This is a genomic window from Xanthomonas euvesicatoria (genome assembly GCF_013112235.1).
Lineage (GTDB): Bacteria > Pseudomonadota > Gammaproteobacteria > Xanthomonadales > Xanthomonadaceae > Xanthomonas > Xanthomonas euvesicatoria.
This window is the reverse complement of record NZ_JABFFS010000001.1, coordinates 2,747,119-2,768,677: the sequence shown is the minus strand read 5'-3', so window position 1 is coordinate 2,768,677 and position 21,559 is coordinate 2,747,119. Positions and strand designations below refer to the sequence as shown.

Sequence of the window (21,559 nt, the reverse complement as noted above, 5' to 3'; positions counted from 1 at the left end):
GGCGCGGCTGGCGATGACGCTCCTTGCGACCGCCGGTTGCCTGGGCAGCGCCGCAGCCGGCGATCTGGCCGATGTGACGTCGCTTCCCGATCAGCCGCCACCCAGCGCCACGCCACAGCCGCAAACGCTGTATCTGGACGTGACCTTGAACCAGGCCGACCGCGGCCTGGCACCATTCGAACTGGTCGACGGGCGGCTACGCGGCTCGGTGGAAACCCTGCGCAAACTCGGCTTCATCCTGGCCGACCGCGTGCCTGGCGAATTGGTCGATCTGGACCGCCTGCCCGACGTGGAAGTGCGCTACGACGCGGCGCTGCAGCGGCTGGCGCTGCAGGCGCCGCTGGCGCAGCTGTCGTTGTCCACCACGGTGCTCAAAGCCGAAGAAGTGGCCCCGCCCAGCGCCACTGCATCGCCCGGCATGCTGCTCAATTACGACCTGTATGCCACCCGCAATGCCGGCGTCAGCAGCGCGTCGCTGGCCACCGAAGTGCGCGCGTTCGGCATCGGGCGCGGCATGGTCGATACCACCGCGGTCTTCCTGGCCTACGACCGCCCCCAGGACAAACGCTGGCGCAGCGAAGCGGTGCGTCTGGACAGTGCCTGGCAGATGGATTTCCCGGACAGCGCCACCAGCCTCAGCGTGGGCGATTTCTATAGCGGCTTTGTCGACTGGAGCCGCTCGATCCGCCTGGGCGGCGTGCAGATCGGCCGCAATTACGCCTTGCAACCGTATCGGGTGCTGACGCCGACGCCGAGCTTTCTCGGCGAAGCGGCAGTGCCTTCCACCGTTGAGCTGTATGTGGACGGCTTGCGCCAGTACAGCGGCCAGGTGCCGGCCGGCCCGTTTCAGCTGGCCGCGCAACCGGGCATCAGCGGCACCGGCCAGGCGCAGATCGTGGTGACCGATGCGTTCGGACGCGTGCGTCGGCTGGATTTCGCGTTCTATGGCACACCGCAGTTGCTGGCGCGCGGCATTTCCGAATGGTCGGCCGGCATCGGCCATCTGCGCCGCGACTACGGCGTGCGCTCGTTTTCCTACGACCGACGCCGTGTGGCCAGCGCCACCTTTCGCAAAGGCCTGCGCGACGATTTCACGATCGAAGCGCATGCCGAAACTGGCGGCGGCGTGATCAACGCAGGCGCAGGCGGCGTGTGGCTGCTTGGCGTGGGCGGTGTGGTCAATGCCGCCTACGCGCACAGCCGGATGGACGCGCTACGGGGCGGCCAGTACGTGCTGGGCTACGCCTGGAACAACCGGCGTTTCAACGTCAATCTGGGCAGCCAGCGCACCCATGGCGACTATCGCGACCTGGGCGCATTGCAAGGCGCCCTGCCAGCGCGCGTCAGCGACCGCGCAGCAGTCGGGGTCAACGTCGACCCGATCGGCTCGCTCGGCACCAGCTATGTGCGGCTGAGCTATCCGCAAGGCGATACCTCGCGCTATGCGAGCGTGTTCTGGTCCCGCAGCTTCGGGCGCAACTGGGCGGCCAATCTGTCGGGCAATCAGAATCTGGATGTCTCCAGCGATCGCAGCCTGTACCTGTCGCTGTCGACCACCTTCGGCGAAGTGCGTCAGGCCAGCGCATCGATGCAGCGCAACGGCGAGCGTACCGGCCTGGTGGCCGACGTCAGCCAGCCGCTGCCTGGCGATGGCGATCTGGGCGGCATCGGCTGGCGCCTGCAAGGCCGTGCCGGCGACGACGCCAGCGGCGGGCTGGCCGAACTGGGCTGGTTGAACCGGGTCGGCCGCTACAACCTCGGCGCCGCAACCCAGGACGGCGACAGCTTCGGCTATGCCAGCGCCAGCGGCAGCCTGGTGTGGATGAATGGCCGCACCTTCGCCGCGCGCGATATCCAGGACGCGTTCGCGGTGGTCTCCACCGACGGCCAGCCCGGCATTCCGGTCCGCCTGGAAAACCGCCTGATCGGAGTCACCGACGCGCGCGGCACCCTGCTGGTGACGCCGTTGCAATCGTGGCAGCGCAACCAGCTCTCCATCGACACCTTGAGCCTGCCGGCAGACCTGCGCGTGGACCGTGTCGACACCACGGTGACACCACGCCAGCAATCCGGCGTGGCGGTGCGCTTCGGCATTACCCGCGTGCGCGCCGCCATCATCGTGCTGCACGACGCGCAAGGCGCGCCGCTGCCCGTCGGCAGCGTGGTGCAGCGCGACGGCAGTACCGAACGCGTGGTGGTCGGCTACGACGGCGAAACCTATCTGGACAATCTGCAACGCGACAACCGCATCCTGGTCGACCTGCCCGAGGGCCGTTGCGTTGCGCAGTTCGCGTATCCCGCCGATCCGGGCAGCATTCCGCGGGTGGGGCCGCTGCAGTGCATCCCTGAGCAGACCACGCCATGAGCATGTCCACGCTTTGGCGCCTGATGCTCGCGCTGACGATCGCGATGGTGTGGCTTGGGCCCAGCGAGCGGGCGCACGCAGAGACCACCTGCACCGTCACCCTCGGCACACCGTTGGCATTTGGCAACGTGGCGGCCAACGGCACCACCGATGCAGTGGCAACACTCAACGTTTCCTGCGCGACTGCTGCGCTCAGCGTGCTGGGCTACGTACAAGTCAGCCTCTGCCTGGACCTTGGCCCCGGCAGTGCCAGCAGCGGCGTGTATGCCCCTCGTCGCATGCTCAACTCCACCACCGACAGCCTGGATTTCCAGATCTACAGCGAGGCAACCCGCACGCAGATCTGGGGCGCCACCGGGTCGGCGGCCCCCTCGCCGCGCACGTTGACACTGTCCTACAACGTGCCGGTGATCACCGGCGGCTCGCAGACCGCCACCATCACCGTGTATGGGCGGATTCCGGCCAACCAGATCCTTTCGGTCGGAAACCACACCAGCAGCTTTGGTGGCGCCGACACCGTGCTGCGCTACTCCTACAACGAAAGCATCACCGGGATGCCCTCGCTGCCGAGCAGTTGCACGGCGGGCGGCACCGGCTCCAAGACTGCCAGCAACGCCTTCCCGTTCACTGCCTCGGCCACCGTGCCGGCACGCTGCAATGCCTACGTCACCACCGATCTGGACTTCGGCAGCATTGCCGGCAGCATCGACACCGCCATCGATCGCACCTCCACCATCAGCCTGGCCTGCACCAACCGCACCGCGTGGAATATCGGCCTGGACAATGGCAGCAATGCCAGCGGCAGCGTGCGGCGAATGCGCCACGCCAGCAGCGCCAATTACATCAATTACGAGCTCTACAGCAATACCGGCCGCAGTAATCGGTGGGGTACCGTCATCGGGGTGGATACGCTGGCAGGCACCGGCAACGGCACCACCCAGACGGTCACCGTCTATGGCCGTGCGCCGGCCCCACAACTGCCGATTGCCGGCGCCTATACCGACACGGTGACCGTCTCCATCACTTACTGACAGTTAATAAAGTTCGTATCGGGGGCGTCGCTATTCGTTACGTCTCCAATGCAAACGATTGCCTCCATGACGCAGGTCACCTTCCTGAAGCGCTTGGCCCTGGCTGCTCTCGCTTGCGCCGCGACATCTACCGCGGCGAACGCAGCCACCGCGCGGGGGCCGGAAAATTCCACCCTCCACATCGGCCTGCGCCTGCTCAGCGGTTGCGAACTGCGTACCGCGCCGCCGCGCGCCAGTTGCTCCAGGGGCACGCCGATGGCGATCGCCGAGCCGCCCAGCAGCAATGAGGCACCCACCGTCACCAGCACCGGCCAGGACGCCAGCGCGCTTGCCGGGCCGCTGCCCGCCGGCAGCGCGCGCATCACCACCATTGCGTTCTGAGCATGGCCACTGCTCGCCACCTTCGCGATCTGTTGGCCCGGGTCCTGGCCCTGGGCTGTATGGCAGCAAGCGGTGCCGCCAGTGCTGCCGAGATCGCCATCGCGCCGACCACCGCGCACATCCCGGCCGACAGCGACCAGGCAACGGTCTGGCTCTACAACCAGGCCGCGCAACCCTGGCGTGCCGACGCCAAGCTCTACCGCTGGCGCCAGGACGGTGAGCGCGAACTCCTCGAGCCAGCCACCGGCGTCACGGTCAGCCCGTCGCACTTCGAAATTCCGTCGCAAGGCCGGCAGCTGTTGCGCGTGATCCGCCTCGGCCCCAGCCCCACGCAGGCCGAAGACAGCTACCGGCTCGTGGTGACCCAGCACGCGATCGGCAACGAGACCGACCTGCTGCGTTATTCCACCCCGGTGTTTGCACAGCCCAGCCAGGCCAGTGCAGCGCAACCGGCGTTGCACGCCAGCCTGGCCGGGCACGGCAGCCAGCGCGCGTTGCGTATCCACAATTCCGGCTCCAGCCATGCGCGCCTGGCCGACCTGGCCTATATCGATGCCGGCGGCACCCGCCGCAACATCCGCGGCGACCTGGCCGGCTACGTCCTCCCCGGCCAGACCCGCCAATGGGCCCTGCCCGCCAACCTGCCCGCAGGCAGTGGCCGCTTCGTGGCGCGTATCAACAGCGATATCGAAAGCACGTTGGCGCTGGAGCCGGGAATCGGGAATTGAGAATTGGGAATGGGTCAAGCCGATTGCGCTAGCTGATCGTGGGCTGGTGAAGGCCCAAGCGAACCGGGCTCTGCGATTCCCGATTCCCGATTCCCGATTCCCGATTCCCGCCAATTGCGCCACGCCCACTCGCCAGCTATACTCCGCCGGCTGTTTTGCGTCTCTTGCGCATTGCGTCGTCCACGTCGGACGTCACCGACGAATTCACACCTGCTGCCGCCATCCGCGCCGGGGTGCCCTCACACAGGGTTCGTCGCGGAGGCAACAGGGAAGCCCAACCCCGGAATCGTGTGCGTTTTGATGCGAGCCCCTCGCAACAGCCCGCACATCCATGTGCGGACTTTTCAACAACAAGCCGCGCACGGCGATTCCGCTATCAGGAGTTTTTTCAATGCCCCAAGTCACCATGCGTCAGATGCTGGAAGCCGGCGTCCATTTCGGCCACCAGACCCGCTACTGGAACCCCAAGATGGCGCCGTACATCTTCGGCGCGCGCGGCAAGATACACATCATCAACCTCGAGAAGACCGTTCCGCTCTTCAACGACGCGATGAACTTCCTCTCCTCGGTTGCGCAGAAGCGCGGCACCGTGCTGTTCCTGGGCACCAAGCGCAGCGCGCGCGAGTCCATCAAGGAAGAAGCCGAGCGTTGCAACATGCCGTTCATGACCCAGCGCTGGCTGGGCGGCACGCTGACCAACTTCCGCACCGTCAAGCAGTCGGTTGCCCGCCTGAAGGAACTGGAAGCGGCTGAAACCGACGGCACCTTCGACAAGCTGGTCAAGCACGAAGTGCTGGGCCTGCGTCGCGAGCGCGAGAAGCTGGACGCCTCGCTCGGTGGCATCAAGGAAATGAACCGCCTGCCCGATGCGATCTTCGTGATCGATATCGGCCATGAAGACATCGCCATCAAGGAAGCCAAGAAGCTCGGCATTCCGGTGATCGCCGTGGTCGACACCAACTACGATCCGGCCCTGGTCGACTACGCCATCCCGGGCAACGACGACGCCATCCGCGCCGTGCAGCTATACGCACGCGCCGCTGCCGACGCCGTGCTGGAAGGCAAGGCGGCTGCGCCGAACTCCGCTTCGGTGCGCGAAGAAGAGTTCTCGGCCGAGTCCGCCGACGAAGGCAAGGGCCGTCGCGCTCCGGCCAAGAAGGGCGACAAGAAGGCTGACGCCGCCGAGTAATCGGCGTGCAATGCGGCCGCACCATGCTGTGCGGCCGCAGTCCCGACGGCGCCCTCGCGCTCCGTCGCTGAGGCTACTGCATACATCTACGGGGGCGGCGGCATGCCGCACCGTCTCCTACTGGCGGAATCGCTTCCGCCGCACGCATTCGTCCATATGAGGTAATTCCATGGAAATCACTGCTTCCCTGGTCAAGGAACTGCGCGAGCGCACCGGCGCCGGCATGATGGAGTGCAAGAAGGCACTCGTCGAAAACGCAGGCGACATCGACGCCGCGGCCGAGTGGCTGCGCAAGTCGGGCCTGGCCAAGGCCGACAAGAAGGCTGACCGCGTTGCCGCCGAAGGCCGCATCGCCACCGCCCAGGCCGGCGGCAAGGCCGTGCTGGTCGAAGTCAACTCCGAGACCGACTTCGTCGCCAAGGACGAGAACTTCCTGGCCTTCACCGAGGTCGTGGCCAATGCCGCACTGAACTCGGACGCTGCCGATGCCGAAGCGCTCAAGAGCGTCAAGCTCGACAGCGGCGAGACCATCGAAGAGCGTCGCGCTGCGGTGATCGCCAAGGTCGGCGAAAACCTGCAGGTGCGTCGCCTGGTCCGTATCGACAGCGCCAACAACGTCGCCGCCTATGTGCACGGCGGCCGTATCGGCGTGCTGGTCGAACTGAAGGGTGGCGACATCGAGCTGGCGCGCGGCATCGCCATGCACATTGCGGCGATGAACCCGCCGCACGTCAAGGCCTCCGACGTTCCAGCCGAATTCGTTGCCAAGGAAAAGGAAATCGAACTGGCCAAGATGTCCGAAAAGGACAAGGCCAAGCCGGCCGAGATCCTGGAAAAGATCATCAGCGGCAAGATCAGCAAGATCGTCAACGAAGTGACGCTGTACGGCCAGCCGTACGTGCTCAACACCGACCAGACCGTCGAGCAGGCAGTCAAGGCCGCCGGCGCCGACGTGATCGGCTTCCAGCGCCTGGCCGTTGGCGAAGGCATCGAGAAGGTGGTGGAAGACTACGCCGCCGAAGTGATGAAGCAGGCCGGCCTGGCCTGATCTTCCCCGCTCGGAAAAAAGCCGCGGCATGCCGCGGCTTTTTTTTTGCCTGTCGGTCGCGCATCCGCACACTGGCGCGAACCTGAAGCGAACGCATCCGGCACGGCGGCAAGCGGCCTCAACTCTACAGATGTCATCGGCATTGCCGTTACCTGAAGATGCCGACCAGGCTCTGGCGTTCCATCACGCATGTTTTGTGGCACGGCGATGGCGGAGCATGGCGCGCCCTACTCAACGACCGCAGCTGTATGCTTGTGGCCACTGTTGGCGATGACTCATGCAACCAGATCTCCAGGCCGCCCTGCACTACTGCCGTAACCTGCCCTCGCCGCCCGGCGTTGCGCTGCGCATCATCGAACTTGCGCAGGATCCGGACGTGGACATGACCACCACGGCCAAGGTCATCGGCATGGACATGGCATTGAGCGCACGTATGCTGCGGGTGGCCAATTCGCCGCTCTACGCCAGTCGCCGCCGCATCGACAATCTCGGCCAGGCGCTGACCATGCTCGGTCTCAACGCGACCTTGAGCCTGGCACTGGGCTTTTCGATGGTGCACGGCGTGCGCAGCACCTTCATCGCCCACCCCTTGCACGAGCGCATCTGGCGCCGCGCCGGCCTATGCGCGCTGGCCAGTCGCATCCTCGGCCAGGCCTACGGCATCCGCAAACCCGAAGAATTGATGCTGGCGGGCCTGCTGCAGGACATCGGCAAGCTGGCCCTGCTGCAGGGCGCGCCCGATCTATACGGGCCGCTGCTGGAACAGGCCGCCGACAACACCGCGCTGCTGGCTGCCGAACGCGAACAGCTGGGCGCCACGCATGCCGAAGTCGGCGCCTGGCTGGCGCATCAGTGGCAGCTGCCGCCGTATCTGCAGAATGCGATTGCGCAGAGCGAAGAAGAACCGGCAGGCCTGGAACCGTTCATGGCCTGCGTGGCGCTATCCGGGCGCCTGGCCGATATCTGGCTCTCGGCCAGTGCGGTCGCTGCAACCGAACATGCGCAGCAGCAGGCGCAGGACGTGCTGGAGCTCGATGCCGAACGCTTCGAAAAAGTGATCGAACGCATCGCCGAATCGCTGCCGGAACTGGAGGCGCTGTTCGACATCCGCGTGCCGCAGCCCGAGCACATCCAGATGATCTTCGAGCAGGCGCGTGAACTGGCGATGCTGCGCAGTCTGCGCGAATTGCAGGACGTGGCCGAAGCGCGCCGGCATGCCGACGAATCGGAAAACCGCATGCGTCATCTGGCCGAACAGGCCAGCCGCGATGCGTTGACCGGGGTATTCAATCGGCATCAGCTCGGTACCGCGCTGACGCATGAGTTCGAACTGGCCTCGCGCCAGGGCTGGCCGCTGTCGATCGCCTTCATCGACCTGGACGAGTTCAAGCGCGTCAACGATGCGCACGGACATCTGGTCGGCGATGAAGTGTTGCGCAATTTCGCGCAAACGCTGCAACGCATGGTGCGCACCAGCGACCTGGTGGCGCGCTACGGCGGCGAAGAATTCCTGGTGATCCTGCCCAATACACCTGCCGATGCGGCGCTGATGGTGATCGAACGCATCCTGGCCGAAATCGCGCGTACGCCGATGGCGCAACTGCAGGGCGGCCCATTGCATATCACCTTCTCTGCGGGTCTTGCCACGCACGGCGGTGCCGAGCGCCAGTTCGACAGCATCGACCATTTGTTGCAGGCCGCCGACAGCACGCTGTATCGCTCCAAGCATCGCGGCCGCAACCGCGTCACCGCGTACGATGCGACCGATGTACCAACGCCGCCGAACCCGCGCGCGCATTGAGCAACCGGTCACGCCACTGCCAACAAAGGAATTTTTACCACGCCAGGTGACAGGCTTCCGCTAGAATTGCCGGCGTTTGCCGATCCCCCACCCCCGAGGTTTCCCCATGTCCGAACTTTCCTATCGCCGCATTCTTCTCAAACTTTCCGGGGAGGCGCTGATGGGGGACGGGGATTACGGCATCGACCCCAAGGTCATCAATCGCCTGGCGCATGAAGTGATCGAAGCCCAGCAGGCCGGCGCGCAGGTGGCGCTGGTGATCGGCGGTGGCAACATCTTCCGCGGCGCCGGCCTGGCTGCCAGCGGCATGGACCGCGTCACCGGCGACCACATGGGCATGCTGGCCACGGTGATCAACGCGCTGGCGATGCAGGATGCGCTGGAAAAGCTCGGCGCCAAGGTGCGCGTGATGAGCGCCATCAAGATCAACGATGTCTGCGAAGACTTCATCCGTCGCCGTGCGATCCGTCACCTGGAGAAGGGCCGCATCGCGATCTTCGCCGCCGGCACCGGCAACCCGTTCTTCACCACCGACTCGGGCGCAGCGCTGCGCGCGATCGAGATCGGTGCCGACCTGCTGCTCAAGGCAACCAAGGTCGACGGCGTGTACGACAAGGACCCGAAGAAGCACACCGATGCGGTGCGCTACGACAGCCTGACCTACGACCAGGTGATCCTGCAGGGCCTGGAAGTGATGGATACCGCCGCCTTCGCACTGGCGCGCGACAGCGACCTGCCGCTGCGCATCTTCGGCATGAGCGAACCGGGCGTGCTGCTGCGCATCCTGCACGGCGAGCAGATCGGCACGTTGGTGCAGGGCCGCAGCTGAGGTCGGGAATCGGGATTGGGGAATCGCAAGAGCGCACGGCCGCAGGCTGCACAGCGATCTCCAACCCGGCGCCCGGCGTGAAAAGGGGCGCCAAGTGAACCGGCTGCGCGGGTGCTGACGGCCCGCGAGTCGTGAAACCCCAGTCCCGGCTATAATCCCCGGATTCAGCTCCACACGGATTCCGGCGATGCTCACCCAGATCAAACAAGACGCGCAGACGCGCATGACCAAGAGCATCGATGCTCTGCGCCATTCCCTCACCACCATCCGCACCGGCCGTGCCTCGCCGGCGCTGCTGGACGGTATCAAGGTCAAGGCCTACGGCGCCGATACGCCCCTGAATCAGGTTGCCAGCATCAGCGTGTCCGAAGGCCGCTCGCTGGTCATCAGCCTGTTCGACAAGGGCATGATCAAGGACGTGGAAAAAGCCATTTACGCTTCGGATCTGGGCCTGACCCCGACCGTGGTCGGCACCGTGATCCGCCTGAACCTGCCGCCGCTGACCGAGGAGCGCCGCAAGGAGCTCAGCAAGTCCGTGCATGGCGAGGGCGAAGACAGCAAGGTCGCCATTCGCAACATCCGCCGCGACGCCAACCAGCAGGTCAAGGATCTGCTCAAGGACAAGGCCGTCACCGAAGACGAAGCCCGCAGCGCCGAGGACGATATCCAGAAGCTCACCGACAAGGCCATCAAGGACGTGGATGAGGTCGTCAAGGGCAAGGAACAGGAATTGATGACGGTCTGATCGTGGCATCGCCTGCCATGCATCCAGTCCCTTCTGCTGCTGTGCCGCGCCACATCGCCATCATCATGGATGGCAATGGGCGTTGGGCGCAGCGTCGGCGGCGTCCGCGCATGATCGGCCATCGCGCCGGCGCGCGCGCGGTCAATCGCACGATCGATTTCTGCCTGGAAAAAGGCGTGTCGGCGCTGACCCTGTTCGCGTTTTCCAGTGAAAACTGGGGCCGTCCGCAGGATGAGGTCGACGCGCTGATGAAGCTGTTCCTGCATGCGCTCGACCGCGAGGTCGAAGAACTGCAGCGACGTGGCGTGCAGGTGCGCTTCATCGGCGACCGCAGCCGCTTTGCCGCACCATTGCGCGAGCGCATGGCCGGCGCCGAGCGCAGCACCGCAACGAACTCGCGGCTGGTGCTGAGCATCGCAGCCAGCTACGGCGGCCGCCAGGACATCGCAGCGGCTGCCCGCGCATTGGCCGAAGACGTCGCTGCCGGCCGCCTGCAGCCAGAGCAGATCGACGAAGCGCTGCTGTCCAGCCGGGTCGCCCTGGCCGACCTGCCCGCACCGGACCTGTTCATCCGCACCGGTGGCGACACCCGCATCAGCAATTTCCTGTTGTGGCAGCTGGCTTACACCGAGCTGTGGTTCACCGAAACCCTGTGGCCGGAGTTCGATGCCGGCGTGCTGCAGCAAGCGCTGGACGACTTTGCCGGGCGTGAACGCCGCTTCGGCCTGACCAGCGCACAGATCGCCGACAAGGCGACGGAGAGCTCCTCCGCATGACCAAGACTCGCGTGATTGCCGCGCTGATCATGGCGCCGCTCGCGATTTGCGCGATCGTGCTGCTGCCCACTAATTTGCTGGCGGCGCTATCGGCAGTCCTGTTCCTAATCGGCCTTTGGGAATGGCTCAAGCTCTCCGGCATCGACGACAGCCTGCCGCGCACCGTGCTGCTGATGCTCAATCTGCTGCTGATGGTGTTGATGGTGTGGGCGTCCGCCGGCTCGATGGTGCTGTTTCGGATTGCGTCGCTGGTCGGCGTGGCGTGGTGGCTGTTGGCGCTGCTGTGGCTGCGTTTTTTCACCTTCGGCGCCGATCATGGCAACGGCCAGGCGCGCGCACTCAAGCTGGCCGCCGGCACCCTGGCAGTGCTGCCGGCGTGGGCGGCGCTGGTGCTGCTGCATGCCAGCCCGGACAAGGGTAACCTGTGGTTGCTGACCGCGCTGACCATGGTGTGGGCGGCTGACTCCGGTGCCTATTTCGCCGGCCGCGCGTTCGGCAAGCACAAGCTGGCGCCGCGGGTCAGCCCCAACAAGACCATCGAAGGGTTGCTCGGAGGCCTGATCGCCGGCATTGCGGTTGCCTGCGCGTTCGGCTGGCTGGCCGGGCTGACGCTGGCACATGTGCCGCAGCTGGTGCTGGTCTCCGCACTGGCGGTGCTGGCATCGGTGCTGGGCGACCTGTTCGAAAGCCTGCTCAAGCGCCACGCCGGCGCCAAGGACTCGGGCACGCTGATTCCGGGCCATGGCGGCGTGCTGGACCGCATCGATGGCGTGCTCGCTGCCCTGCCGGTGTTCGCACTCGGCAAGGAAATTCTCGGATTCTAGGCATGGCTGGCTCCTCTCTCCGTCAGGTCGCCGTGTTCGGCGCCACCGGCTCGATCGGTGCATCGGCACTGGACGTGATCGCGCGTCACCCCGAGCGGCTGCGCGCCAGCGTGCTGTCGGCCGGCAGCAAGGTCGATGAGCTGCTGGCGCTGTGCGCCACCCACCGGCCTGCGCATGCGGTGATTGCCGATGCAGCGCTGTATCCCGCGCTGCGCGATGGCCTGCGCGCGCTGGGCCTGGCGACCCAGGCGCATGCCGGCGCCGAGGCGTTGGACGCACTGGCGAGCGGCGATGCGTGCGACACCGTGGTGGCGGCGATCGTGGGTGCGGCCGGGCTGCCGTCTACGCTGGCGGCAGCGCGCGCCGGCAAGCGTCTGTTGCTGGCCAACAAGGAATCGCTGGTGCTGGCCGGCGAGCTGCTGACCCGCACCGCAGCCGCTGCCGGCGCTGAAATCATTCCGATCGACAGCGAACACAGCGCCATCTTCCAGTGCCTGCGCTCCTGCGACGCCAGCCGCGGCGTGCGCCGGGTCATCCTGACTGCCTCCGGTGGCCCGTTCCGCGGCCGCGACCGCGCGGCACTTGCCGCAGTCACGCCCGCGCAGGCAGTGGCGCATCCCAAGTGGTCGATGGGCCCGAAGATCTCGGTGGATTCGGCAACCCTGATGAACAAGGGCCTGGAAGTCATCGAGGCGCATCACCTGTTCGGACTGCCGGGCGAGCAGATCGATGTGCTGGTGCATCCGCAGAGCCTGGTGCATTCGCTGGTGGAATTCGTCGACGGCTCCACGCTTGCCCAGCTTGGCCTGCCAGACATGCGCACCACCTTGGCGGTGGGCTTGGCCTGGCCGGAGCGGGTCGACTCCGGCGTCGGCGGGCTGGACCTGCTTCGCCAGGGCCGGCTGGATTTCGAGGCCCCCGACACCGCCGCGTTCCCATGTCTGCGCCTGGCCTGGGACGCGTTACGGGCCGGCGGCACCGCCCCGGCAATCCTGAACGCGGCCAATGAAGTGGCTGTTTCAGCCTTTCTTCAGGGCCAGGTGGGTTTCCTAGCGATCCCTGCGTTGGTCGAACACACACTGACAACGCTCCCGCGGCACAATGCCGACTCCCTCGACACCCTGCTTTTTGCCGATGCGCAAGCCCGGCAAATCACTGAACGCGCCCTCGCCCACCACGCCCTTCATGCCTGATCGTTCCACGCACGCGAGCTGCACACATGGGTGATTTCATCGGTTCGGTCTGGTGGATGATCGTCAGCCTGGGCGTGTTGGTGACCTTTCACGAATTCGGGCATTTCTGGGTGGCGCGGCGCTGCGGCGTCAAGGTGCTGCGCTTTTCGGTGGGCTTCGGCAAACCGCTGTGGATGCGCCGCGACCGCCACGGCACCGAGTTCGTGGTTGCCGCGATTCCGCTGGGCGGCTACGTCAAAATGCTCGACGAGCGCGAAGGCGACGTGCATCCGGCCGAGCAGGACCAAGCCTTCAATCGCAAGACCGTGTGGCAGCGCATCGCGATCGTCGCAGCCGGTCCAATTGCCAACCTGTTGCTGTGCATGGCGATGCTGTGGGCGATGTTCGTGGTAGGCAAGCAGGATTATTCGGCAACCATTGGTCGGGCCGATGGCCTGGCCGCCGAGGCCGGGCTGGGCCCGGGCGAGCGCATCGTGCGCATCGACGGTCGCAGCGTGAGCAGCTGGAGCGATGCCAGCATGCAGCTCACCACTGCGGCAATGGACAGGCGCGATGTCCGCGTCCTGACCACCTCTGACACTGCGGGCAGCAGTGAGCACACCTTGCGCTTGTCGCAGCTGCCGGTCGGTTTCGACGAACGCCGCGTGGCCGCACTGGCCGGCATCGGCTGGCAGTTCATGCTGCAGCCACCGGTGATTGCCGAAGTGGTGAAGGGCTCGGTGGCCGATGGCCTGCTCAAGCCGGGCGACCGCATCGTGGCCATCGACGGCCAGCCGATCCGCTCGGCCGAAGACATCATTCCGCAAGTTCAGGCGTTGGGCGCCCACGGCGGGCCGGGCATGATCGAGGTGGCGCGCGGCGAAGACCGGCTGGCGCTGGAAATTGCCCCGCGCAAGTCGCCGCAGGGCCAATGGATGATCGGCGTGCGTCCGGCCGCCGCGCCGGCTCCGGAATACGACAGCCGCCAGCAGTACGGGCTGTTCGCCGCCGTGCCGGCTGCGATCCGCGAAACCGGTCGGATGACCGCCGACTCGCTGGGCATGATGAAGCGCATGCTGACCGGCCAGGCCTCGGTCAAGAACATCTCCGGCCCGGTCACCATTGCGCGTGCCGCCAACGCCTCGGCCGAACGCGGGCTCGACTGGTTCCTGTATTTCCTCGGATTGCTGTCGCTCAGCCTTGCGATCATCAACCTGATGCCCATCCCGATCTTGGACGGTGGGCATCTGCTGTATTACCTTATCGAGTTGATCAAGGGCAGCCCGATCAGCGAACGGGCCATGATTGCCGGACAATACGTCGGCCTGGCGGTCCTGGCCGGGTTGATGGGACTGGCGTTCTACAACGACATCCTCGGCCTGGTTCCACGATGAAGCTGCTCCACTCTTTCCGCCTGTTGTCGTCGTCATACGCCGGCATCCAGCAACACCCGAATACGACTCCAACCGGATGTGACATGACGCGTCTTCCCACTCGCCGCCTGCTTGCCCTCGCTCTTGCCGCCGGCCTCAGCCTGCCGGCCGTTGCTCTGGCCGTCGAGCCGTTCGTTGCCAGCGACATCCGCGTCGACGGCCTGCAGCGCATCGCCTCCGGCACCGTATTCACCTATCTGCCGGTGAACCGCGGCGACACCGTGGACGATGCCAAGGTGGCCGACGCGATCCGTGCGCTCTACCGCACCGGCTTCTTCGAGGACGTGCAGCTGGATCGCCAGGGCAACATCCTGGTGATCACGGTCAAGGAGCGCCCGGCGATCAACAAGCTCACCGTGACCGGCAACAAGGACATCAAGTCCGAGGAACTGCTCAAGGGCCTGGGTGACATCGGCCTGTCCGAGGGCGGCACCTTCGATCGCCTGAGCCTGGACCGCGTGACCCAGGAACTGACCCGCCAGTACAACAACCGCGGCAAGTACAACGTGGAAATCACCCCGACGGTGAGCCCGCTGGACCGTAACCGCGTCGACGTGGCCATCGCGATCAAGGAAGGCAAGGCGGCCAAGATCCGCCACGTCAACCTGATCGGTACGGAAAAGTTCGCCAACGAGGACATCCTGGACAACTGGGAATCCAAGGAGCACAACTGGGCCTCGTGGTACCGCCGCGACGACCAGTACTCCAAGGAAAAGATGTCCGGCGACCTGGAAAAGCTCAACTCCTGGTACCTGGACCGCGGCTATGTCGACTTCAGCATCGACTCCACCCAGGTCTCGATCAGCCCCGACAAGCGCGATATGTTCATCAGCGCCGGCGTCACCGAGGGCGAGCAGTACAAGATTTCCGAAATCAAGGTGACCGGCGACACCGTGCTGCCGCAGGCCGACATCGAGCGCCTGGTGATCCCCAAGGCCGGCGACATCTTCTCGCGTGCATTGCTGGAGTACACCTCCGATGCGATCACCAACACGCTGAGCAACGTCGGCTACGCGTTCGCCAAGGTCAACCCGATCCCGACGCCGAACCGCGAAGACCGCACCGTGGCAGTGAACCTGCAGGTGGTGCCCGGCCCGCGCGTGACCGTGCGCCGTATCCTCTACAAGGGCAACAGCCGCACCTCCGACGAGGTCTTGCGCCGCGAAATGCGCCAGTTCGAAAACACCTGGTATTCGCAGGCGGCGATCGACCGTTCCAAGATCCGTCTGCAGCGGTTGGGCTACTTCGAAAGCGTGGACGTGGAAACGCCCGCGGTGCCCGGCAGCAACGACCAGGTCGACGTGGTCTACAACGTCAAGGAGACCACCTCCGGCAGCTTCGTGTTCGGCCTGGGCTACTCGCAGAGCTTCGGTGTGACCACCTCGGTGCAGTTGTCGCAGAACAACTTCCTGGGCGGCGGTAACCGCGTGGCAGTGGAGGCTTCGCGCAGCAGCTATCAGCAACGCTACGCGTTCTCCTACACCAATCCGTTCTTTACCGACGACGGCGTATCGCTGGGCTACAACCTGTCCTGGCGCGCGCTGGATTACTCGGACTTCAATACCGCGCAGTTCAACAGCAAGAATGGCTCGGCGCAGGTGGTGTTCGGCGTGCCGATCACCGAAAACGACACCGTCTCGGCGATGGTGGGTATCGACAGCAACCAGATCACGACCTTCGCGGGCACCACACCGCAGGCGATCATCGACTACATCAATGCGATCGGCACGCGCACCTTCCATGCCTGGCGCACGGAGCTGGGCTGGGCACGCGACACCCGCAACGACTTCTTCATGCCGACCCGCGGCATGTACCAACGCGTGGGCCTGGAGACCACCCTGCCCGGCTCCACGGTCGAGTACTACAAGCTCAACTACCAGATCTCCAACTACTGGCCGATCATTCCGGCGCTGGTGTTGAACACGCGCTTCGAACTGGGCTACGGCGACAGTTACGGGAAGGACAGCACCCGCGTGCTGACCAACCCGGATGGCAGCACCCGCACGGTCACCGCCACCGGCCTGCCGTTCTACGAGAACTTTTACGCCGGCGGCACCAACTCGGTCCGTGGCTTCGAAGACAACACCCTGGGCCCGCGCTCGGAAGCGATCAATGGCTTTACCCGCGGCCAGCCGCTGGGTGGCTCGTTCAAGACGGTGGGCTCGGTGGAAATGTATTTCCCCAAGCTGTTCGACAGCCCGTCGGCGCGCGTTTCGGCATTCGTCGACTTCGGCAACGTGTACAACGGGGTGGACAACTTCAAGGCCAACGAGTTGCGCGCCTCCACCGGTGTGGCGCTGTTGTGGCGCGCGCCTGTCGGCCCCATTTCGATCAGCTATGCATTCCCGCTGAAGAAGGAAGACAACGACGAGATCGAGCGTCTGCAGTTCACCTTCGGCGGCCAGTTCTAAGATTGGCACGCGAAACAATGGCGGCCCGGACGCCCGGGCCGCCATTGTTGTTTGAACACCCTGGTATGAAACAGCTTTAGAAGTAGTTGTTCCAGACATTGCCCAGGCAGGTGGCGGTGGCGCCCCAATCGGATGCGTCCACGCATTGCACCTGCTGGTCCCAGAAGCTCAGCGCGTTGGTGCGCTGCTGCGCGAAATCGTCGGCCGATGCACTGGTGACTGCGCCCAGCAGGATCACGCTACCGAAAATGGAGAGAACAGTTTTCATATGTTTCTTCCTGGGTTCGCCGCTTCGTTGCGGCCCGGCAAGCAATACCCTCGACTGTTTAGCCAACTTTTGGCGACGTTTTCCCCCTGTTAAACCAGCCACCTACCGTTTACGCGAGGTTTACCCTGATGCGATTGACCGCCAGTGCGATTGCCGAACAATTCGGGTTGACCGTCGTCGGTGACGGCACCACCGAAGTCAGCGGCGTCGCCACCCTGGCTCATGCCGGCGCAGGCCAGCTGAGCTTCCTGTCCAACCCGCGCTATCGTCCGCAACTGGCCGACACCCAGGCCGCCGTCGTGGTGCTGCGCGCCGACGATGCTGACGCCGCCAAGGGCACCGCGCTGGTCGCCAAGGATCCGTATACCGCATTCGCCAAGATCGCCGCGCTGTTCGACGTGGCACCGGTGCGCGAACCGGGCATCCATGCCTCTGCGGTGATCGACCCGACCGCCCAGGTGTCGCCTGGCGCGCATGTCGGTCCGTTCGTCAGCATCGGTGCGCGTAGCCGCGTGGGCGATGGCTGCGTGATCGGCACCGGCAGCATCATCGGCGAGGACTGCGTGGTGGACGAGGGCAGCGAACTGCTCGCCCGCGTCACCCTGGTCACGCGCGTGCGGTTGGGCAAGCGCGTGCGCATCCACCCTGGCGCGGTGATCGGCGCCGACGGCTTCGGCCTGGCCATGGATGCCGGGCACTGGATCAAGGTGCCCCAGCTCGGCGGTGTGGTGATCGGCGACGACTGCGAAATCGGTGCCAATACCTGCATCGACCGCGGTGCGCTGGAAGACACCGTGCTGGAAGAAGACGTGCGCGTGGACAACCTGGTGCAGATCGCGCACAACTGCCGCATCGGCGCGCACAGTGCGATCGCCGGCTGCACCGGCATTGCCGGTAGCGCCAAGATCGGCCGTTATTGCCTGCTTGGCGGGCATGTCGGCGTGGTCGGCCACCTGGAGATCTGCGACAAGGTGGTGATCACCGGCAAGTCTGTCGTGCGTAATTCCATCCATGAGCCGGGCGAGTATTCGTCCGGCACCCCTCTCACCGACAATCGCACGTGGCGCAAAAACGCCGCGCGCTTCAAGCAGCTTGATGTGCTCGCTAGGCGCATCCTGGCTGTGGGCAAGGAGAAAGAATGAGCCACCACGTTTACGAACTGCCGATCGACGTCAGTCAAATCCAGACGCTGCTCCCGCACCGTTACCCGTTTCTGCTGGTCGACCGCATCCTCGAACTCGATCTTGAAACCAAGTGGATCGTGGCGCAGAAGAACGTCAGCATCAACGAGCCGTTCTTCCAGGGCCATTTTCCGAACCGCCCGGTGATGCCTGGCGTGCTGATCATCGAGGCGCTGGCGCAGGTCGGCGGCGTGATGACCCAGCTCGGTCTGGGCCGCGATGCCTTGTCGCAGCTGTTCTATATGGTCAAGGTGGACAAGGCCCGCTTCAACAAGCAGGTGGTCCCGGGTGACGTATTGATCATGGAAGTGCAGATGAAGCGCCTGATCCGCAACGTGGGATGCTTCTACGGCGAAGCCAAGGTCGATGGCGAAGTGGTGGCCAGTGCCGAGGTGATGTGCGCCGGCGCCAGGTAATCACCCGCTTTCGGAGTAAGACACGATGCGCGATTCAACACCTTTGATTCATCCGACGGCGGTCATCGATCCATCGGCAACGCTGGCAGACGACGTCCGCGTCGGCGCCTTCTCGTTGATCGGCGCCGATGTGCAGATCGGGGCGGGCACCGAGGTGGGGCCACACTGCTCGATCCACGGCCCGACCCGGATCGGTCGCAACAACCGCTTCATCGGCCACGCCGCGATCGGCGGCGAACCGCAGGACAAGAAGTACGCTGGCGAGCGCACCGAACTGGTGATCGGCGACGGCAACGTGATCCGCGAATTCGTCACCATCAATCGCGGCACCGGCGGCGGCGGCGGCGTCACCGTGGTCGGCAACGACAACTGGATGCTGGCCTATACGCACGTGGCGCACGACTGCCACGTGGGCAACCACTGCGTGTTTTCCAACAACACCACTCTGGCCGGCCACGTCACCGTGGGCGACTACGTAATCATCAGCGGCTTTGCCGGCGCGCATCAGTTTTGCCGCATCGGCGCGCATGCCTTCCTGGGCATGGGCGCGCTGACCAATGGCGACGTCCCGCCGTTCACCATGGTGGGCAGCGACTCGCTGGGGCGTCCGCGCGGCATCAATAGCGAAGGGCTCAAGCGTCGCGGTTTCGACGCCGAACGCATCACCGCGATCAAGCGCGCCTACCGTACGCTGTACGTGGCCGGCCTGCCGCTGGCCGATGCCAAGCTGCAGCTGGCCGAACAGGCCAAGAGCAGCGAGGATGTGCGCGGCATGCTCGAGTTCATCGAAGCGGCAGAACGGCCGTTGTTACGATGAAGGGAATCGGGAATCGGGAGTCGGGAATCGTGGACGGTCAGCGCAACGGCGCGTCGGTCGGCAGCGACCCGACTGCGCTGCCGATTCTCCATTCCCCACTCCCCATTCCCGGCGCGCATGCGCGCCCTCCCCGCATCGCGCTGATCGCTGGCGAGGCCTCTGGCGACATCCTGGGCGCGGGACTGATCGAGCAGCTGCGGCTGCGCTATCCGAATGCCGAATTCGTCGGCATCGGTGGCGATGCGATGCGTGGGGTCGGTTGCCAGACCTGGTTCGATGCCAGCGAGCTGGCGGTGATGGGCCTGACCGAGGTGCTGCGGCATTTGCCGCGCCTGCTCAAGCTGCGCAGCGCGTTCCGCGAGCGGGTGCTGGCGTGGAAGCCGGACGTGTTCATCGGCATCGACGCGCCGGATTTCAACCTCCCGGTGGAACGCTGGCTCAAGCAGCGCGGGATCAAGACCGTGCACTACGTCAGCCCGTCAGTGTGGGCGTGGCGCGAGAAGCGTGCCGAAAAAATCGGCGTCAGCGCCGATCTGGTGCTGTGCCTGTTTCCGATGGAACCGCCGATCTACGCCAGGCATGGCGTGGACGCCCGTTTTGTCGGCCACCCGATGGCCGACGATATCGCCTACCAGGCCGACCGCGCAGCGGCGCGCGCAACGCTGGGCCTGTCCGCCTCCAGCACCGTCCTGGCAGTGTTGCCGGGCAGCCGGCACGGCGAAATCAGCCGGCTCGGCGACACCTTTTTCCAGGCCGCATGGCTGGTGTCCGAGCACCTGCCCAACCTGCACGTGCTGGTACCGGCCGCCAATCCGGGCTGCAAGCAACTGCTGGCCGAGCAGCTCTCACGCTCGTCGCTGCCGGTGATGCGCTCCCACCTGCTCGACGGCCAGGCACGCACTGCGATGCTGGCCGCCGACGTGGTGCTGCTGGCCTCCGGCACCGCCACGCTGGAAGCGATGCTGGTCAAGCGCCCGATGGTGGTGGGCTACAAGGTCGCACCGCTCACCTACCGCATCGTCAAGCTGCTGGGCCTGCTCAAGGTCAACCGCTACGCCCTGCCCAATATCCTGGCCAATGACGACCTGGCGCCGGAACTGATGCAGGACGACTGCACCCCCGAGCGCCTGTGCGTGGCGCTGCTGGACTGGTTCAAACACCCCGAAAAGGTCGCCTCCCTGCAACCGCGCTACCTGGCCCTGCATGCGCAGTTGCGCCGCGACGCGTCGGCGCGGGCAGCGGATGCGGTGGCCGGGCTGCTGGAAGGCAGGGATTCGGAGGTCGGGATTGGGGATTCGGCAGGAGCGAAGGCATGAAAATCATTGCTTTAGGCACCCAAGCCGATAGCGCCGACGCTGAGGCGCGCCAGTCGCCCTTGTTTGACCAATCCCAAATCCCGAATGTCGAATCCCGGCGTTTGATCGCCGGCGTCGACGAAGCTGGCCGCGGCCCGCTGGCCGGTCCGGTGGCCGTGGCGGCCGTGGTGTTCGACCCCGGCAAACCACGCATCAATGGGCTGGACGATTCCAAGCAGCTCACGGCCGAGCGGCGCGAGCAGCTGTATGCGCGCATCGTCGACCGGGCGCTGGCGTGGTCGGTGGTGTTGATCCACAGCGAAGAGATCGACCGCATCAATATCTACCAGGCGACCATGCTCGGCATGCGGCGCGCGGTGGAAGGCGTGGCGCATGTGGCCGGGTTCGCGCGCATCGATGGCAACCGTGTGCCCAAAGGCCTGCCCTGCCCGGCCGAGGCATTGATCGGTGGCGACGCGCTGGACCGCGCCATCATGGCCGCCTCGATCGTGGCCAAGGTGACGCGCGACCGGCTGATGTACGAACTGCACACGCGGCACCCGGAATATCGCTTCGATCAGCACAAGGGCTACAGCACGCCGGTGCATCTGGCCGCGTTGCAAACCCACGGGCCATGCCCCCAGCACCGGCGCAGCTTTGCGCCGGTGCGCCTGGCGCTGGAAGGCCGCAACCCGGGGCCCGGGACCCGGGACCCGGAACAGCTGCAGGTGGGCCGGTTGGTGGTGCCGCTTTAGAGGTCGGGACCCGGGACCCGGAAAAGCACCAGCACAGCAACAGCCAGGAAACGACGAGTGGCGTCCCGCTACGTCTTCCCGCTTTGCTTTCACG

General features: G+C 65.5%; 20 protein-coding genes. 19 read left to right on the top strand and 1 reads right to left on the bottom strand.

The features are described 5' to 3' along the window. The first annotated feature begins 13 nt into the window (after positions 1-13). The 14 genes from HLH45_RS11970 (at position 14) to bamA (ending at position 16,733) form a co-directional block, all read left to right on the top strand. The gene (locus HLH45_RS11970) at positions 14-2,365 is read left to right on the top strand and encodes a fimbria/pilus outer membrane usher protein (RefSeq protein WP_008576690.1); all 2,352 of its coding nucleotides are present in this window, start codon (positions 14-16) and stop codon (positions 2,363-2,365) included. Continuing rightward, positions 2,362-3,396, top strand: a complete 1,035-nt coding sequence (locus HLH45_RS11965) for a Csu type fimbrial protein (RefSeq protein ID WP_031421856.1) — start codon at positions 2,362-2,364, stop codon at positions 3,394-3,396. The genes HLH45_RS11970 and HLH45_RS11965 overlap by 4 nt, the downstream gene beginning before the upstream one ends. A 48-nt stretch (positions 3,397-3,444) precedes the next feature. Next, complete coding sequence (locus HLH45_RS11960) at positions 3,445-3,777, top strand: hypothetical protein (protein WP_008578290.1); 333 nt, start codon at positions 3,445-3,447, stop codon at positions 3,775-3,777. A gap of 2 nt (positions 3,778-3,779) precedes the next feature. After that, on the top strand, positions 3,780-4,505 hold the full coding sequence (locus HLH45_RS11955) for a fimbrial biogenesis chaperone (protein WP_008578289.1): 726 nt from the start codon (positions 3,780-3,782) through the stop codon (positions 4,503-4,505). Between the two features lie 391 nt (positions 4,506-4,896). Next, on the top strand, positions 4,897-5,694 hold the full coding sequence (gene rpsB / locus HLH45_RS11950) for a 30S ribosomal protein S2 (protein WP_011346896.1): 798 nt from the start codon (positions 4,897-4,899) through the stop codon (positions 5,692-5,694). Between the two features lie 169 nt (positions 5,695-5,863). Beyond that, positions 5,864-6,742: a translation elongation factor Ts gene (tsf, locus tag HLH45_RS11945; RefSeq protein WP_008578287.1), complete on the top strand. Its 879-nt coding sequence runs from the start codon at positions 5,864-5,866 to the stop codon at positions 6,740-6,742. 277 nt (positions 6,743-7,019) lie between these two features. Then, positions 7,020-8,543 (top strand): sensor domain-containing diguanylate cyclase, encoded by a 1,524-nt coding sequence (locus HLH45_RS11940; protein ID WP_008578286.1) that lies wholly within the window; start codon positions 7,020-7,022, stop codon positions 8,541-8,543. 106 nt (positions 8,544-8,649) lie between these two features. Then, on the top strand, positions 8,650-9,372 hold the full coding sequence (pyrH, locus tag HLH45_RS11935) for a UMP kinase (protein ID WP_005911727.1): 723 nt from the start codon (positions 8,650-8,652) through the stop codon (positions 9,370-9,372). Positions 9,373-9,559: 187 nt separating this feature from the next. Next, complete coding sequence (gene frr, locus HLH45_RS11930; RefSeq protein ID WP_005921623.1) at positions 9,560-10,117, top strand: ribosome recycling factor; 558 nt, start codon at positions 9,560-9,562, stop codon at positions 10,115-10,117. A gap of 17 nt (positions 10,118-10,134) precedes the next feature. Continuing rightward, positions 10,135-10,893, top strand: coding sequence for a polyprenyl diphosphate synthase (gene uppS / locus HLH45_RS11925; RefSeq protein WP_011346894.1), 759 nt, complete (start codon positions 10,135-10,137; stop codon positions 10,891-10,893). After that, positions 10,890-11,717 (top strand): phosphatidate cytidylyltransferase, encoded by an 828-nt coding sequence (locus HLH45_RS11920; protein ID WP_008578284.1) that lies wholly within the window; start codon positions 10,890-10,892, stop codon positions 11,715-11,717. The genes uppS and HLH45_RS11920 overlap by 4 nt, the downstream gene beginning before the upstream one ends. Positions 11,718-11,719: 2 nt before the next feature. Continuing rightward, complete coding sequence (locus tag HLH45_RS11915; protein ID WP_029819025.1) at positions 11,720-12,910, top strand: 1-deoxy-D-xylulose-5-phosphate reductoisomerase; 1,191 nt, start codon at positions 11,720-11,722, stop codon at positions 12,908-12,910. Positions 12,911-12,936: 26 nt separating this feature from the next. Further along, positions 12,937-14,283: an RIP metalloprotease RseP gene (gene rseP / locus HLH45_RS11910; protein ID WP_008578282.1), complete on the top strand. Its 1,347-nt coding sequence runs from the start codon at positions 12,937-12,939 to the stop codon at positions 14,281-14,283. Positions 14,284-14,366: 83 nt separating this feature from the next. Beyond that, positions 14,367-16,733, top strand: coding sequence for an outer membrane protein assembly factor BamA (gene bamA / locus HLH45_RS11905; RefSeq protein ID WP_008578281.1), 2,367 nt, complete (start codon positions 14,367-14,369; stop codon positions 16,731-16,733). 76 nt (positions 16,734-16,809) lie between these two features. Here the strand turns inward: bamA and HLH45_RS11900 are convergent, their stop codons facing one another. Further along, positions 16,810-17,001 carry a hypothetical protein gene (locus tag HLH45_RS11900; protein ID WP_005911715.1) on the bottom strand — a complete coding sequence of 64 codons (192 nt, stop codon included), beginning with the start codon at positions 16,999-17,001 and terminating at the stop codon, positions 16,810-16,812. A gap of 128 nt (positions 17,002-17,129) precedes the next feature. Between HLH45_RS11900 and lpxD the strand changes: the two genes are divergently transcribed. Genes lpxD through HLH45_RS11875 form a run of 5 tightly spaced genes read left to right on the top strand, consistent with a single transcriptional unit; the run spans position 17,130 to position 21,465 of the window. Beyond that, positions 17,130-18,143 (top strand): UDP-3-O-(3-hydroxymyristoyl)glucosamine N-acyltransferase, encoded by a 1,014-nt coding sequence (gene lpxD / locus HLH45_RS11895; RefSeq protein ID WP_008578280.1) that lies wholly within the window; start codon positions 17,130-17,132, stop codon positions 18,141-18,143. After that, the gene (gene fabZ / locus HLH45_RS11890) at positions 18,140-18,598 is read left to right on the top strand and encodes a 3-hydroxyacyl-ACP dehydratase FabZ (protein WP_003485378.1); all 459 of its coding nucleotides are present in this window, start codon (positions 18,140-18,142) and stop codon (positions 18,596-18,598) included. Before lpxD ends, fabZ begins: the two co-directional genes overlap by 4 nt. 25 nt (positions 18,599-18,623) lie before the next feature. Continuing rightward, positions 18,624-19,415, top strand: a complete 792-nt coding sequence (gene lpxA / locus HLH45_RS11885; protein WP_011346889.1) for an acyl-ACP--UDP-N-acetylglucosamine O-acyltransferase — start codon at positions 18,624-18,626, stop codon at positions 19,413-19,415. Between the two features lie 29 nt (positions 19,416-19,444). Then, a complete protein-coding gene (gene lpxB, locus HLH45_RS11880) occupies positions 19,445-20,731 on the top strand; it encodes a lipid-A-disaccharide synthase (protein WP_008578275.1) in 1,287 nt (428 codons plus the stop codon). Beyond that, positions 20,728-21,465 (top strand): ribonuclease HII, encoded by a 738-nt coding sequence (locus HLH45_RS11875; RefSeq protein WP_008578274.1) that lies wholly within the window; start codon positions 20,728-20,730, stop codon positions 21,463-21,465. Before lpxB ends, HLH45_RS11875 begins: the two co-directional genes overlap by 4 nt. Positions 21,466-21,559 lie beyond the last annotated feature (94 nt).